The organism is Vibrio sp. RM-69-4 (genome assembly GCF_024743775.1).
Taxonomy (GTDB): Bacteria; Pseudomonadota; Gammaproteobacteria; order Enterobacterales; family Vibrionaceae; genus Vibrio; species Vibrio anguillarum.
Window position 1 is genome coordinate 1,039,132 of sequence record NZ_JAMQXI010000076.1, and the last position, 13,946, is coordinate 1,053,077.

The following is a 13,946-nucleotide window of genomic DNA, read 5'->3' on the forward strand; positions in this document are numbered from 1 at the left end:
TGATGTACATCAATATTTTAGCACCCATTACCCCTAAAGGATAGCGAAAAAAGATGCCATAAATCAGACAGCTACCACGTAGATGATAAAATACTCACTGCTCCATAACCCGTGTATAGACCATAGAGTATGATAAAAATCGCAGCAAAATGACGAAATATGAATGATTGTTGAATGTTCTTCAAACGGGTCGCTCCGTAACCAACAAGAAGCATCGCAGGTAAGGTTCCCAAACCAAAAGAGGCCATAACCAGTGCCCCAGACAGCGCACTACCGGACACCACAGACCAAGTCAGTACCGAGTAAACTAGCCCACAAGGTAACCATCCCCAGATAAACCCAAAAGGGAGAGCGAACCACGTTTTCCTAAGCGGGAGCAATGATTGCCCAAAAGGCGAAATAAAACTCCAGATTTTTTGCCCAACCTTCTCCAGCTTCAACAGACCAAACCACCAACGCCCAACATATAATCCAAGTACAATCATTAGGCCTGCCGCAATGAGCCTCAACCAAATCAACGCATGATTAAGTGTAGAGAATTCGGATAGCGAGGCGGCGAGGCCTCCTAATAAACCGCCAAACAACATATAGCTGGCAATACGCCCAAGGTTGTAAAAAACAAGCAGTATTGGGAGTCGATCACTGCGTTTTTCACCTAAGGTCAAAAGAGAAGCAATTCCGCCACACATTCCCATACAGTGGCCAGCTCCAAGTAAACCGATAAAAAAAGCACCAATCCAATCTGCGGTCATTTTTTCTCTTCTTTTGATGAGGTAAGTTCATCTTCATCAAACAAAATATTGTGTCCTTGGCGTTCTAAATCTTCAAACTGTTCGCTCTTTACTGCCCATAAAAAGATGATGACGGCGATCGTAACCAAAACGATCGCTATGGGGATCAATATATAAAGACTTTCCATCTACTTATCCCTCTTTTTGAGTAGTCGAAGAGAATTAGATACCACAATAATCGAACTCGCCGACATGCCCACGACGGCAATGTAAGGAGCAACCAGCCCTGCAACGGCGAGTGGCAAAACAATAATATTGTATCCAAGTGACCACGCTAAATTTTCCCGAATGATTTTGCGAGCTTTTAACGCTAAGCTTCTGGCTTCCAATAATCTGTCGAGTTTATCACCAAGTAAAACCATATCAGCGGATGCTTTTGCGACATCGGTTCCACCACCCATAGCGACTGATAAGTGCGCACCAGCAAGCGTTGGCGCATCATTAATGCCATCGCCAATCATCATGGTGATATCATCATCTGGTAACGACTTTAAGTAACTCAGTTTATCTTCTGGTTTGGCATTCGATACGACAATATCGATATCCATTTCAGCGGCCACACTTTGGGCATTAACTTGAGAATCCCCCGTTAATAGCGTGATCTTAATTCCTTCCTGATGAAAACGATCGATAAATTGTTTCGCTTCACTACGGATAGGATCGCGGTACGTGAAGGTCGCAATGTGTTGCCCGTTGAGCGACAGATAAATACGATTTGCTCGATCGTCACTGATGTCGTTCAAAACAAATTCGGCACTGCCGATACGAACATCGCCGCCTAAATATTTACCTTGAATACCAGACCCAATCATATTCTGCACATGCTCAACACGAAACTCGTCATTACGATATTGCGCAAACGCTCTGGCAATGGGGTGATTGGCATGATGCTCCAAAGCAGCGGCTAGCGCCAAACAATGGTTTTCGTCTATATCACCATGCAACTCAACGTCACTAATTTCGATATCACCACGTGTCAACGTTCCCGTTTTATCAATAATCAAATGGTTAACTTTACAAAGTGTTTCAAAGACATGGTTTTTTCTCAATAAAATACCAAAGTCACCCATTCGTGATGTAGCGCAAGTGATGGCTGTGGGGGTGGCAAGAGAAAGCGCGCACGGGCAGGTTGCCACCAAGACCGCTAACATGATCCAAAATGCATCTTCAGGTTTTGTCTGGTGCCAATAAAACCAAGTGGCTGCTGCAATAATCAAAATTACAGCCACAAAATATCTCGCGACAATATCAGCAATTTCTGCAATCTTAGGCTTAGACATTTGAGCTTCATCTTGCAGTCTAACAATATTGGAAATAACGGAATCCGCTTTAGATGTAGTGACTTCCAACTCGAAAGACTCATCGCCATTTAATGTACCAGCAAAAACAGCATCACCGACTGTTTTGACAACGGGTACTGATTCACCGGTCAACATTGATTCATTAATATGAATACGCCCATTCAACACTCGCCCATCAGCAGGGACGTGTTCTCCAGGCAACACGCGAATTCGATCACCAAGAGCTAGAGTTTTTACAGGCACTTGACGGCCATCCAACGTAGTTGCAACCGCAGGGATCAATTTCAGTAAATTGCCGCTAGCCGCCGCGGCTTTTCTACGCGCCCGCATCTCTAAAAATCGTCCAACCAGTAAGAAAAAGGTAAACATTGAAATGGATTCAAAAAAGACTTCGCCTTGTTCGGTCACTGTCGCTATCAGACTAGCAACATACGCAAAAATAAGAGCGATAGAAACAGGGACATCCATACCTAATGTTCTGCCTCTAATGCTTCGCCAAGCATTGAGGTAAAAGGGAAGGGCAGAGTATAAAAGTACGGGGGTTGCAAAGATCAAGCTAACCCAACGAAAATAATTGCGAAACTCAGAATCAAGATCACCGAAGACCTCAAGATAGAGCGCCACAGCAAGCATCATCACTTGCATGGTGGCTAGACCTGCAATACCCAAGCGATAAAGATATTGCTTCATTGATTGATGGTAGGCTGCCTCATGTGCGTCTGCTTCAAAAGGGGCAGCCTTATAACCTAATTTATGAATAGTGGAGAGTAATTCACTGAGTCGTGTTTGTGTCTTATCCCAACTGAGTAAAGCACGGTTGGTAGTGGTATTGACCCTTATCGAAATTACCCCATTTTTATGAGAGAGTTGTTTTTCAATTAACCAAGCACAAGCCGCACAGGAAACACCTTCTAACGATAACGTCACTTCGGACGTTTCGTGGTCGTTACGAACGAACTCTGCTTGTACATCATCATTATCATAATGAATGAGTGCTTTGAGCTGCTCTGGCACAAGCTCCACTTTATCTGCAGTGGTCGTTCGGTATTGGTAATAAGATACTAGGCCACTCTCTACAATGGTTTTAGCCACGGTTTCACAACCGGGACAACACATATCTCTGCTTTCACCTAGAATATCAACTTTATAGTCCGTGTTGGCTGGTACATCTTCACCACAGTGGTAACACGCTTTGCACATAGTTTAATTCATTAATTGAGTAGAAGTTGGCATTGGAAACGTTACTCGACCTTGGATTAACCACTCCTCATTGTGAGGAGTGAGTTCGATGAACCAAGGGCCTTGTAACGGGGCAGGCAGGGTAATGCGATATATACCTTGTGCATCCGATGCGACAATTTGTGTGAAATCACGGTCTGGCAGTGTCCGATGAGCAAACATCATTTTAATCGCGGGGTAGTGTTCAAGCTCACCTTTATTAAATTTGAAGATAATATCATTACCCTCAGAGTAGACTTCCGAGCTGAGCTTTAATGCTTTCGCTTCGTTAATTTTTGATAGGTCAATATTAATGCCTTTGCCTTTTTTGTAGTAATCCTCTGTCACCAATGACACTGAATTCTGAGAAAAGACGATAACCGTTGCAATCGTCCATATCACCACAGTTAACGGTAAGATGATCAGAAACCACGGCCAGAATTGTTTATACCAAGGAGTTACCATAAAAAAGTTCTCAACAACAAAATAAAGAAGGCTTATTAAAAAGAGAAGAAAGACAGCCCTAATAAAGAGCTGCCTTTGTTGTGCAATTAGTTCTCTGTATTGCTTAAACTCCACACGTAAGCAGCAACCAGTTGAACTTTATCTTCACCGAGAATGTCATTCCAAGCAGGCATAACACCTGATCGGCCATGCATGACCGTTTGAGTAACATCGGCTCTTGAGTCACCAAATAACCAATCGTTATCAGTAAGATCAGGTGCTCCAAACGCAGGGTTACCTTTACCATCAGTACCATGACAAGCGGCGCAAACGACGAAGCGAGCTTTACCTGCTTCCGCTTCTCGAACGTTCACAGAACGCCCAGAAAGGCTTAGGGTATAACTTACCACTTCCTTCACACCTTGCTCACCGAGGACATCTTTCCAAGCTGGCATTTGTCCAATACGACCATGTCGGATAGTGGTCACAATCGCTTCTGGTTCACCACCATATAACCAAGCATTATCGGTTAGATTCGGAAAGCCTTTTTGACCACGAGCGTCAGAACCATGACACTGAGAGCAGTTTTGTAAGAATAAACGCTGACCAACCTTCAATGCATCAGAATCTGCTGCAATTTCAGGAATAGGGCGTAAATCCGAACCGCCGCCAGTATAAGCTAAGCGTTTAAATGCTTCACCAAAGTAGGTGTTTGCGTCATCTAACTCTTTTGCATACTGTACTAACACTTTATTGTTTTGCGCATTTGCAATCGAGGCTTTGGACTCATCAAGAGAGCGAATGGTTTGATCTGAACTTTGCCAACCAAGTACACCTTTAAAACTACCTAACCCGGGATAAAGGGTCAGATAGATAGCGGCAAAAATAAACGTACTAATAAAAAGATAGGTCCACCATTTAGGCAGAGGGTTGTTGAGCTCACGAATACCATCGTATTCATGGCCCATATCCGAGCCTTCTTCTACTCCCATTTTGTCTTTTAAACACCAAACGAGCAGAATCGCACAGCCCAGCAAAGTTCCCACCGTAATGATGATGACCCATAGACTCCAAAATGTCGTCATTGTTTAGTCACTCCTTGTTCCTTAGAGGATTTGGGCTGTTCATCGGCAAAAATGAGGTTAGCCGCTTCATCGAAACGAGCTTTACGGTTTTTGCCATAGGCCCACCACACTACGCCTATAAAACAGACGAACAGCACTATGGTCCAAATACTGTGAATAGTACCGATATCCATAACTACCCCTTACTTCATTGCGTGACCAAGAGATTGAAGATAAGAAATGATTGCATCCATTTCTGATTTCCCTTCGACATCTTTTGCTGCATTCGCGATTTGTTCATCGGTATACGGCACACCAAACTGATTACGGAATAATTCAAGTTTGCTTTGCGTAAGCTTGCCGTCCAACACATTTTTTGCTAGCCAAGGAAAACCGGGCATGTTTGATTCAGGAACCAGTTCGCGAGGATTAGTCAAGTGAACTCGATGCCATTCATCAGAATAACGACCACCAACACGAGCCAAATCAGGCCCAGTCCGCTTCGAACCCCACACAAATGGATGCTCCCAAACACTTTCACCAGCCACCGAATAATGACCATAACGCTCCGTTTCGGAACGGAATGGGCGAATCATTTGGCTATGGCAAACGTTACAACCTTCGCGAATATAGATATCACGGCCTTCAAGTTGCAGCGCAGTGTAGGGCTTAAGATTTTCAACAGGCTCAGTAGTTTGCTTTTGGAAAATCAATGGCGTGATTTCAACCAAGGCTCCCCAACTGATGGCAAAAATAATGAAAATAGCCAGTAAACCGACATTACGTTCGATGATTTCATGGCGATTATTAGAACTCATTCTTTCATCTCCTTATGCCGGTTGAGGAATAGCTTTTAAGCTATTATCTGGTGCAAAAACCGTTTTATACGTGTTGTAAGCCATCAGGAACATACCTGCTAAGAAGATAAATCCACCAATGAATCGAACGGTATAGAATGGGTAAGAGGCTTGGACAGACTCAACAAAACTGTACGTTAACGTACCGTCAGAGTTAACAGCACGCCACATCAGGCCCTGCATAACACCTGAAATCCACATCGCAACGATGTAGAGCACCGTACCAATAGTCGCTAACCAGAAGTGAGCATTGATTAGACCAACAGAGTACATACGCTCTTGGTTAAATAGGCGAGGGATTAAATGGTATACCGAACCAATCGACACCATTGCAACCCAGCCTAGAGCTCCAGAATGCACGTGACCAATGGTCCAGTCGGTGTAGTGTGACAGTGCGTTAACTGTCTTAATCGACATCATTGGTCCTTCAAACGTAGACATTCCGTAGAATGACAATGAAACGATGAGGAATCGTAAGATTGGGTCATAGCGCAGTTTATGCCAAGCACCAGATAACGTCATAATCCCGTTAATCATCCCGCCCCATGAAGGAGCAAACAACACCAACGACATCACCATGCCAAGTGACTGAGTCCAGTCAGGCAGAGCAGTGTAGTGTAAATGGTGCGGACCAGCCCAAATGTAAAGAGAGATCAAAGCCCAAAAGTGAACAATCGATAAACGGTATGAATAAACAGGGCGTTCAGCTTGTTTTGGTACAAAGTAATACATCATACCAAGGAAGCCGGCAGTAAGCAGGAAACCCACCGCATTATGACCGTACCACCACTGAACCATAGCATCCACCGCCCCAGCGTAAACTGAATACGATTTACCCATAGAAACAGGGATTGCCATGCTATTTACAATATGTAATACAGCAACAGTAAGGATAAAAGCTCCGAAGAACCAGTTTGCCACATAGATATGTGCCGTCTTACGTTTGACGAGTGTTCCAAAAAACACTATCGCATAAGATACCCATACAAGAGCAATGGCGATATCAATTGGCCATTCTAATTCCGCGTATTCTTTACCGGAGGTATAACCCAAAGGTAAAGTTATTGCTGCAGATAAAATAATGGCTTGCCATCCCCAAAAGGTGAAGGGCACAAGAGGACCACCAAATAGACGAGTTTGACAAGTACGCTGAACAACATAATAAGATGTTGCAAAGAGGGCACTTGTACCAAACGCAAAAATAACCGCATTAGTATGCAGAGGACGTAAGCGACTGTACGTCAACCACGGCGTATCAAAGTTTAGCTGTGGCCAAACTAATTGAGCGGCAATCAAAACACCTACAGCCATACCAACAATACCCCAGAGAATAGTCACTAAGGTAAATTGCCGAACAACTGTATAGTTGTAGTTTTGTTCAAGCTGCTTTTCTTGGCTCATTTGCATGCTTCCAATTTCTAATTAACTACACTTTACTTCCAACACGACACATGTCGTAATGCCCCCCAAATCCACAATAGAAATACTGCTTTATCAGAACGTTACTATCTATTGCTGACTTTAAAAAAAAGTGGCATTTTCAACCGTCAACTATACTGCAATTAACAATTCAATGACAGAGTAGTAACCTTACAGTTGTTCAGGATTTGGCCTTTTATTTCAAAACTTTGAAGTTTGTTACACGAGGAAGGAAGCATCATGGCTTCAGAAAAGCTTACAAAACACAGGTTTGCTCAAATACTAATCACATTACTCATTCTTTTGGTCGCTTTTTTCTGGAGGACTTTTTCTTATCAAAACGTCGACATGACAAGCTGCACTCCAACGCCAAATTGTTCTGTATTTGTAAATGAACAGGAAATTATAGTGATTAAAGATGATAAAAACCCAAATCAATACATAATTGGGCCACGAATTCCTGAACTAGAAATACATACAAATGGAACACTTATTCAACATTCCGACCACTGGATAATCCAACCAAATTCACCCAATAAACCTATAACTTTCAAGATAATTGGAAAAAGGTCCTCGATATAAACTCTTACTAAATAATAACTAGAATGAAATCTTCGATTATCAGACTAGTTATTAGGTATTTTATGGTAAATACTGATTATGTTTAATGTCATGAGGATAGATAGAAAAGAGGAAAGAAATATTCGTACACTAAAATATGGTCATTTATAATTTAACATAATATACATAATACGCACTCTGATTTGTTAACCATAATAGCAATTGAAACCATACATCCAAATTTTCATTTCACAGTGAAATCACACCTTACTCATAACTCTGCTGCATTGATTTGTATCCGTATGTATTTCTCTGGAACTTTATATTTAAATTTTTTGCCTATCTTGATTTTAGATTTTGCTTTCGCGCAGATTTGGTAATCACCGTTTGTCCCAACGCCTACAATTTCTGCATAACTTTGAACATGCTTCATTTCGATCATCACGTCACAATATCCATCAAGCTTAGATCTATATTTTTTAAGAGCTTTCAGCGTTTGCTGTTTTATTGATTGCGCGACAGGATTATTTTCTGAATCGTCGGCATAACCCTTTGAACAGAAAACTACTATCACTAACGAAATGATAACTACACAGATTTTTTTCATCGTCGAGAACCTTTACAGAGACTTCCATCATGATATCAGCGAGTTATAAATGGACGATGTGTAAAGTTAATCGTTTCGACGATGTTCTTTTTTTAATGAAAACAATCTGTAACTTAAGAATGGCAGACTCAATGTGACTTCTTGGTTCGTTGCTCTTTTGTATGAAATCCCTGATGAGGAAAAACATTGCGAATACGCTGTTGAATTTTTTTAGGTACGTCTTTAGAAAAAACCAACTTAACACCCGTTCTCTGCTGGTAAACTTTTAGTTCGCCGCTCAAGTCTGTCTTTTCAGCAATCTCAGTCACATTATGTTTAAAACTTGGAGGGAAATGACCTTTAACTTGTGCTACGACACCATCTTTGAATTTAACTCTCAATATAGGCCGATCAACAGCGACTAACCAAAAGATAACTGCAGCAGCAGCCAGAATGACATACAACATTTTTATCTCCTTTCTTATTCAGACAGTAATTTACTTAAATCTTCTTTTAAACTTGAGACGGTTCTACTCGCTTTTTCGCTACGAGATGCTTCACTTAACAGGTATTCAATCGCGTCAGACAAAGTGCAACCAAGCTCATTGGCTCGATATGATAGTTTTTCCCACACTCGATAATCGAGATCGATAGATTTCTTTCTGGTGTGTAGTTGCTCGGCATTAAAGTGGCGTTTGCGTTTGGCTCTAATTGCTTGCTTGAGTTTATTACTCAGTTCAAGTGACATGTGCTGATCAATCCACCCAAGAACCAGATTGGGTTCATGCTCTATTTTTTTTAACTGTTCAATTGCAGCTAGAGCTTCACTTTTGTCTACATAACGAGTGATTGTTTCGCCATCCTTCCACTTATTAATTAAGTATTGCCACTTCCAACCCGATTCCAAATTTTCAAGCTGTTGATATTTCATAACGTAAAATCCATGCCAAGTTAGGGTGACAGCGTAACCCACCATCGTTCAGAGTTCAATTTTTGGATTCAAAAAAGCGAACAAGATCAAGCATAATAATGGAGCTGTTAGACATTGCTATTTTTCTATATAATCTGGCTTCTTTTAATAAACACTAGATTTCAATGACTCAAAATATTTGGCGTTCAGTCACACCTCAGTATGATCAATTCCACTCGCAACTAGCTCAGTACCCTAGTCTATCTCCGGTAACATTACTCGACACACAGCCCAGACTAGCAACCGCTATTCAGCAGTTTGTTCAATTGAAAGGTTTTACACGAGTGATGTTGATCAACGCGCCAGATAACTCAATCTATCGTCAATTAGTCAGTCAAAAACTTCAAGTAATAAAGCCAAACTCGCACGTTATTTGTACAGAGTCCCTCGATATGGGGACTATCTTTGGCCAATACCGCGCTGAAAATGGGCTTATCACCAGCGAAATTCCTGGTTTATTGGATAAAGCCAATGGTGGTTATCTTCTGATCTCCGCTAATATGCTGTTGGCTAATCCTAAAATGTGGCCATTATTAAAAGCGGCAGTATTAGGCGAAGATGTAAGCCCCATTAATTGTGATGCTAAATCACCACACCCCTCACCAATCTCTAAAAGATATGAGGTCAAACTGATCATTTTAGGTGATAGAAACCAGTTAGCCGATGTCGACTATTTGGATGCAGACGTCCGCTCAAGCTTTTGTTTCTACACCGAATTAGAGTTGGACCTGAAAATTGATGAACAATCGATATTGACCTACCTCGCTTATTTACGTTGGATATCTGAAGAATACCAACTCCCTACACTGACTGAAGATGCCATTCCTGCTCTTATGACCGCAGGTGCCCGTTTCACGGAAGATCAACATTACACACCGTTATGTGTAATATGGCACAGAACACTTATAGAAGAAGCGGCCTTAGAGTCAAATCAGTATCCGATTACTAAATCTCATATCGAAAGTGCCTTAGACAAACGCTATTATCGAGAGTCTTATCTGCAGCAACGAGCACTCGACGACATACTTGATGGACAAGTCATTATTGAAACTCAAGGCGAACAAGTCGGCCAAGTCAATGGATTAACGGTGATCGATGTTGCTGGTCATCCTCTTTCCTATGGTGAACCAGCTCGTATCTCATGCGTTGTGCACTTTGGTGACGGTGATATTACCGATGTCGAACGCAAAGCCGAGCTCGGTGGTAATTTGCATGCAAAAGGCATGATGATAATGCAAGCCTTTGTAAGCAGCTCAATGAACCTTGACGCACCGCTTCCCTATTCTGCTTCGGTTGTCTTCGAACAATCATACAGCGAAGTGGATGGCGACAGTGCATCACTAGCCGAGTTATGTTCTTTAGTAAGCGCTTTATCTGAACATCCCATTAACCAACAAATCGCTGTGACAGGTGCGGTTGATCAATTCGGGCGAGTCCAAGCTGTTGGCGGGCTAAACGAAAAAATTGAAGGCTTCTACCATGTGTGTAAGCATCAGGGATTCACGGGTGGACAAGGCGTCATTCTACCAAGAACAAATCTAAAACATCTTGCGCTTCATAAAGATGTAGTCAATAGCATTAAAAATGATGAATTTCATATTTGGCCAGTCGCTACAGTTGATGAAGCAGTACCGATCCTTATGGGTGCGTCATTCAGAGGCGATGACGAAGAAAGCATCATTAATAAAATTGCTCAACGTATTGAAAACTTTGAAAGGCATGACCAATCACACAGTATTGCAGAGCGCATTAAAAACTGGTTTGTGTAGCACTGATCGGAGTTGTTTAGCGTACACGTGTTCCCTAATATGCACCCTATCAAAAATTGGAGTAACTGATAATGCAGAATAAACGAGATTCATATAATCGTGAAGACTTACTAGCCTCTAGCCAAGGTGAGCTTTTTGGGCCTGGCTACCCTCAATTACCAGCGCCAAATATGTTGATGATGGACCGCATCACCAAAATGTCAGAAACCGAGGGCGAGTATGGTAAAGGCCTTATTCTTGCTGAGTTAGATATTACTCCTGATCTATGGTTCTTCGATTGCCATTTCCCTGGCGATCCTGTAATGCCTGGCTGTTTAGGTTTAGATGCGATGTGGCAATTGGTTGGTTTCTTCCTTGGCTGGGTTGGTGGCAAAGGAAAAGGCCGGGCATTAGGTGTTGGTGAAGTCAAGTTCACAGGTCAGATCCTACCAACAGCAAAAAAAGTCACTTACGAAATCACGATGAAACGCGTTGTTAACCGTAAACTTGTAATGGGCCTAGCTGATGGTCGCGTTCTTGTCGATGGCAAAGAGATTTACGTTGCAAAGGACTTAAAAGTAGGTCTTTTCCAAGATACTTCTGCTTTTTAGTGACGTTAAACTATTCATAAGCGACTCATAGAGTCGCTTTTTCCTCATCAAAATACTTAGTTATAGTGCTTTAGTGTGGCTTGAATACTAAAAAGCCCCTTCCGGGGCTTAAATCCTTTTGCATGTATGTGGGAGTTTATTTGTAGAGACCAGCTTGTTTGTCATCTCTGGCATCGCGCCAACCACCTAGCCAATATGAACGAGCGTCCGTTTGTTGATAAGGGCAAGCCTCTACGGAACGTCCGTTTAAGCCAGCTTTATACCCATGAGACTGTGCTCTTTCAAGGCGATCACGCTTTTGTCTCTTCATCATAGTGTAGTCCTCATACAGTAACTTGTGTCTTACATACAACTATTAAATCTACATGGCATATCTGTTACGCCACAATTAAGAATTGCTCAAAAATTCGACTTTCTCAAGTTACAAAAAAGGCGCAGATTCTAAATTGTGAACTTGCGCCATTCTTTACACTATTTAATTATTTTCTGCGGAACCCAAAGAGAGCAAGTAGTGTCAGAGTAATCCACCCCATACTACCGCCTTTACGTTCAACGGGTGGAAGTGCCGTGCTGCGGACTTCAATATCGCTAGCCGCCGCGCCAGCAATCGGGATCAGTTTAATCGCGACAACGCTTTCACTTCCAGAAGTACAGTATGAGTTATGGGAGAAATCGTCATAGCCACCAGTACATTTAAATGCACTTGCTGCAATCACACCATCATCGTTGATATCTGAGGCTTCAAAAATACGGAACTGGTTATTACTCTGTGAGTAAGTTCCGCCATTGGTTAGATCATCTAACCACCAACCTTGGTTTTGGAACAATGCCATTCTTGCTGCATTACTCCCTGTACCGTTGAAAGGATAGATAAAGCCACGATGACGACGTTGTTTGCCTCCATCTTCACGACCTTTTTCTGCATCGATTTGACCGACAATTTCATTGAAATTGTTGATCGCTCTCGCTTCACCGCCTGCACCAGTAAAGAAAATGCCGCCCGATAGATAGTTAGCTACAGGTGTTCCGCTATTAGCATCTGCCACGAAAATACGATTCGCTGCTGCACCACTTTCAGGTTTATCACCTCGGCGTTTGGTTTCCCCAATCACGATTAAATTATTATTAATATCAGTCGCTAATGAGTTGGAATAAATCACATCTCCATCCACTTTCAGTTCTGTGCCAAAAATAACTTTACTTTCCCATACATCATTAGCTGGTTGTGTATAAGCATCCTTGGGATAGAATACCGTTGCTTGCATTCTAAACACATTGTCATCGCGATAGGTATTAAAACCGGCCATGACCGGCTTGTTAGCGTAATTACCTGATGTAGGAATAGCAGCGCCTCTTACACTTGCTTGTGCCGAATAGCCACTGCGATTAGCGGTGACATCGCCAATCCAACCTGTTACGCGGTAACTCTTTATGTTGCTAGTATCTGTCACATCCCAAATATAGGCTTGAGTGGCAAAAGCAAAATTTTGACACTGACGAGTTAACTGTGGATCGAGACCATCATTCACACAAGAGTTAACATCACCGTTATAATCTTTATTGTCGTCATCGCTATTTCCAGTTAGGTAAGAGCTTACCGATGCACTGCCGACTACAAACTTATTTGGGCTATCACCAAATACATCATAGGCAAATGTTCGACCCATTTTTTCAACAATTTTATTGTTAGTATCGCTAACAATGGACGTATCTGTTGGTGGGTTTAATATTGTCTGCCCATAAAAACCACGTTGACGGTAGCCTAGAGCGTAATTACTTCCAGACTGTGTGTAACCGCTGCTCGTAATACCAAAAGCAGAAGTGCCGTCTAACCCAGTTAAAACGGTATTCTGAGTATTTGCAATAGGACCAAAAGGCAATGCTACTTTCGATGAGCCTACAAAGGCTGCTGCATTTTGTAGATAACTGCCATTATCCCAAGCATCGCGTTCACGTTTTAAGCCGCCAGTTTCAACACCATTGTACTCAAAACCGTGCCACTGCTTATCGGCCCAGGCAGCACAAGTAGAATAACCGAGTTCGTTAGAGCAATAGCTTTTCAGATCATCAATATCCTGGTAAACAAAACGATTATCCATTTTGAATGGCACTTCATCACGGTATGAAATACCATCAGAACCATTGAGCGTATCGCCACCGAGCGCAAAAGTATTACAGCTACTTCCGGCCGTAAAACAACCAAGAGGATTTGGTGAAAGGTTATCTTTTTGTATTGCTCTTCCATAATATTCATTAGCGACTAAGTTACCGGGTGTCACCTCTACAATTTGGTAAAGTGCAGCATGAGCTTGAGTGGCAGCCAGAATACTGGCCGCAATTACGGTGATTTTAAATGTTTTACTACTCATTAATAAT

At 42.1% G+C, this 13,946-nt stretch carries 16 protein-coding genes; 3 read left to right on the plus strand and 13 right to left on the minus strand.

Annotated features, from left to right (window positions below; genetic code table 11):
• Positions 1 to 71 precede the first annotated feature (71 nt).
• The 8 genes from NB504_RS16865 to ccoN form a co-directional block, all read right to left on the minus strand.
• Positions 72 to 752 (minus strand): sulfite exporter TauE/SafE family protein, encoded by a 681-nt coding sequence (locus NB504_RS16865; RefSeq protein WP_013856891.1) that lies wholly within the window; start codon positions 750 to 752, stop codon positions 72 to 74.
• Positions 749 to 919, minus strand: coding sequence for a cbb3-type cytochrome oxidase assembly protein CcoS (gene ccoS / locus NB504_RS16870; RefSeq protein WP_013856892.1), 171 nt, complete (start codon positions 917 to 919; stop codon positions 749 to 751). Before ccoS ends, NB504_RS16865 begins: the two co-directional genes overlap by 4 nt.
• The gene (locus NB504_RS16875) at positions 920 to 3,292 is read right to left on the minus strand and encodes a heavy metal translocating P-type ATPase (protein WP_258429376.1); all 2,373 of its coding nucleotides are present in this window, start codon (positions 3,290 to 3,292) and stop codon (positions 920 to 922) included.
• 3 nt (positions 3,293 to 3,295) lie between these two features.
• Positions 3,296 to 3,775: a FixH family protein gene (locus tag NB504_RS16880; RefSeq protein ID WP_258429377.1), complete on the minus strand. Its 480-nt coding sequence runs from the start codon at positions 3,773 to 3,775 to the stop codon at positions 3,296 to 3,298.
• A gap of 86 nt (positions 3,776 to 3,861) precedes the next feature.
• Entirely contained in the window at positions 3,862 to 4,839 is a 978-nt protein-coding gene (ccoP, locus tag NB504_RS16885; protein WP_013856895.1) for a cytochrome-c oxidase, cbb3-type subunit III, read from the minus strand.
• Complete coding sequence (locus NB504_RS16890) at positions 4,836 to 5,012, minus strand: CcoQ/FixQ family Cbb3-type cytochrome c oxidase assembly chaperone (protein ID WP_010320252.1); 177 nt, start codon at positions 5,010 to 5,012, stop codon at positions 4,836 to 4,838. Before NB504_RS16890 ends, ccoP begins: the two co-directional genes overlap by 4 nt.
• A gap of 9 nt (positions 5,013 to 5,021) precedes the next feature.
• Positions 5,022 to 5,636, minus strand: a complete 615-nt coding sequence (ccoO, locus tag NB504_RS16895; RefSeq protein WP_013856896.1) for a cytochrome-c oxidase, cbb3-type subunit II — start codon at positions 5,634 to 5,636, stop codon at positions 5,022 to 5,024.
• 12 nt (positions 5,637 to 5,648) lie between these two features.
• Positions 5,649 to 7,076, minus strand: a complete 1,428-nt coding sequence (ccoN, locus tag NB504_RS16900; protein ID WP_026027333.1) for a cytochrome-c oxidase, cbb3-type subunit I — start codon at positions 7,074 to 7,076, stop codon at positions 5,649 to 5,651.
• A 258-nt stretch (positions 7,077 to 7,334) separates the two neighbouring features.
• Here ccoN and NB504_RS16905 point away from each other — a divergent pair, with 258 nt between their 5' ends.
• Positions 7,335 to 7,676, plus strand: coding sequence for a hypothetical protein (locus NB504_RS16905; protein WP_013856898.1), 342 nt, complete (start codon positions 7,335 to 7,337; stop codon positions 7,674 to 7,676).
• A gap of 250 nt (positions 7,677 to 7,926) precedes the next feature.
• On the opposite strand, the gene NB504_RS16910 is transcribed toward NB504_RS16905, so the two are convergent.
• The 3 genes from NB504_RS16910 to matP form a co-directional block, all read right to left on the minus strand.
• Positions 7,927 to 8,262: a hypothetical protein gene (locus tag NB504_RS16910; protein ID WP_081244923.1), complete on the minus strand. Its 336-nt coding sequence runs from the start codon at positions 8,260 to 8,262 to the stop codon at positions 7,927 to 7,929.
• A 128-nt stretch (positions 8,263 to 8,390) separates the two neighbouring features.
• Positions 8,391 to 8,708: a DUF3634 family protein gene (locus NB504_RS16915; protein ID WP_013856901.1), complete on the minus strand. Its 318-nt coding sequence runs from the start codon at positions 8,706 to 8,708 to the stop codon at positions 8,391 to 8,393.
• A gap of 14 nt (positions 8,709 to 8,722) precedes the next feature.
• Positions 8,723 to 9,172 (minus strand): macrodomain Ter protein MatP, encoded by a 450-nt coding sequence (gene matP / locus NB504_RS16920; protein WP_026027109.1) that lies wholly within the window; start codon positions 9,170 to 9,172, stop codon positions 8,723 to 8,725.
• Between the two features lie 164 nt (positions 9,173 to 9,336).
• On the opposite strand from matP, the gene NB504_RS16925 reads away from it, so the two are divergent.
• On the plus strand, positions 9,337 to 10,980 hold the full coding sequence (locus tag NB504_RS16925) for a Lon protease family protein (protein ID WP_017044702.1): 1,644 nt from the start codon (positions 9,337 to 9,339) through the stop codon (positions 10,978 to 10,980).
• 71 nt (positions 10,981 to 11,051) lie between these two features.
• Positions 11,052 to 11,570: a bifunctional 3-hydroxydecanoyl-ACP dehydratase/trans-2-decenoyl-ACP isomerase gene (gene fabA, locus NB504_RS16930; RefSeq protein WP_013856904.1), complete on the plus strand. Its 519-nt coding sequence runs from the start codon at positions 11,052 to 11,054 to the stop codon at positions 11,568 to 11,570.
• A 136-nt stretch (positions 11,571 to 11,706) separates the two neighbouring features.
• On the opposite strand, the gene rmf is transcribed toward fabA, so the two are convergent.
• Positions 11,707 to 11,880 (minus strand): ribosome modulation factor, encoded by a 174-nt coding sequence (rmf, locus tag NB504_RS16935; protein ID WP_010320553.1) that lies wholly within the window; start codon positions 11,878 to 11,880, stop codon positions 11,707 to 11,709.
• A 169-nt stretch (positions 11,881 to 12,049) separates the two neighbouring features.
• Complete coding sequence (locus tag NB504_RS16940; protein WP_258429380.1) at positions 12,050 to 13,939, minus strand: DUF3466 family protein; 1,890 nt, start codon at positions 13,937 to 13,939, stop codon at positions 12,050 to 12,052.
• Positions 13,940 to 13,946 lie beyond the last annotated feature (7 nt).

Excerpts from the sequence above, each read along its gene's own strand:
- NB504_RS16865 (WP_013856891.1), bottom strand. The coding sequence starts at position 752 with ATGACCGCAGATTGGATTGGTGCTTTTTTTATCGGTTTACTTGGAGCT.
- ccoS (WP_013856892.1), bottom strand. The coding sequence starts at position 919 with ATGGAAAGTCTTTATATATTGATCCCCATAGCGATCGTTTTGGTTACG.
- NB504_RS16875 (WP_258429376.1), bottom strand. The coding sequence starts at position 3,292 with ATGTGCAAAGCGTGTTACCACTGTGGTGAAGATGTACCAGCCAACACG.
- NB504_RS16880 (WP_258429377.1), bottom strand. The coding sequence starts at position 3,775 with ATGGTAACTCCTTGGTATAAACAATTCTGGCCGTGGTTTCTGATCATC.
- ccoP (WP_013856895.1), bottom strand. The coding sequence starts at position 4,839 with ATGACGACATTTTGGAGTCTATGGGTCATCATCATTACGGTGGGAACT.
- NB504_RS16890 (WP_010320252.1), bottom strand. The coding sequence starts at position 5,012 with ATGGATATCGGTACTATTCACAGTATTTGGACCATAGTGCTGTTCGTC.
- ccoO (WP_013856896.1), bottom strand. The coding sequence starts at position 5,636 with ATGAGTTCTAATAATCGCCATGAAATCATCGAACGTAATGTCGGTTTA.
- ccoN (WP_026027333.1), bottom strand. The coding sequence starts at position 7,076 with ATGAGCCAAGAAAAGCAGCTTGAACAAAACTACAACTATACAGTTGTT.
- NB504_RS16905 (WP_013856898.1), top strand. The coding sequence starts at position 7,335 with ATGGCTTCAGAAAAGCTTACAAAACACAGGTTTGCTCAAATACTAATC.
- NB504_RS16910 (WP_081244923.1), bottom strand. The coding sequence starts at position 8,262 with ATGAAAAAAATCTGTGTAGTTATCATTTCGTTAGTGATAGTAGTTTTC.
- NB504_RS16915 (WP_013856901.1), bottom strand. The coding sequence starts at position 8,708 with ATGTTGTATGTCATTCTGGCTGCTGCTGCAGTTATCTTTTGGTTAGTC.
- matP (WP_026027109.1), bottom strand. The coding sequence starts at position 9,172 with ATGAAATATCAACAGCTTGAAAATTTGGAATCGGGTTGGAAGTGGCAA.
- NB504_RS16925 (WP_017044702.1), top strand. The coding sequence starts at position 9,337 with ATGACTCAAAATATTTGGCGTTCAGTCACACCTCAGTATGATCAATTC.
- fabA (WP_013856904.1), top strand. The coding sequence starts at position 11,052 with ATGCAGAATAAACGAGATTCATATAATCGTGAAGACTTACTAGCCTCT.
- rmf (WP_010320553.1), bottom strand. The coding sequence starts at position 11,880 with ATGAAGAGACAAAAGCGTGATCGCCTTGAAAGAGCACAGTCTCATGGG.
- NB504_RS16940 (WP_258429380.1), bottom strand. The coding sequence starts at position 13,939 with ATGAGTAGTAAAACATTTAAAATCACCGTAATTGCGGCCAGTATTCTG.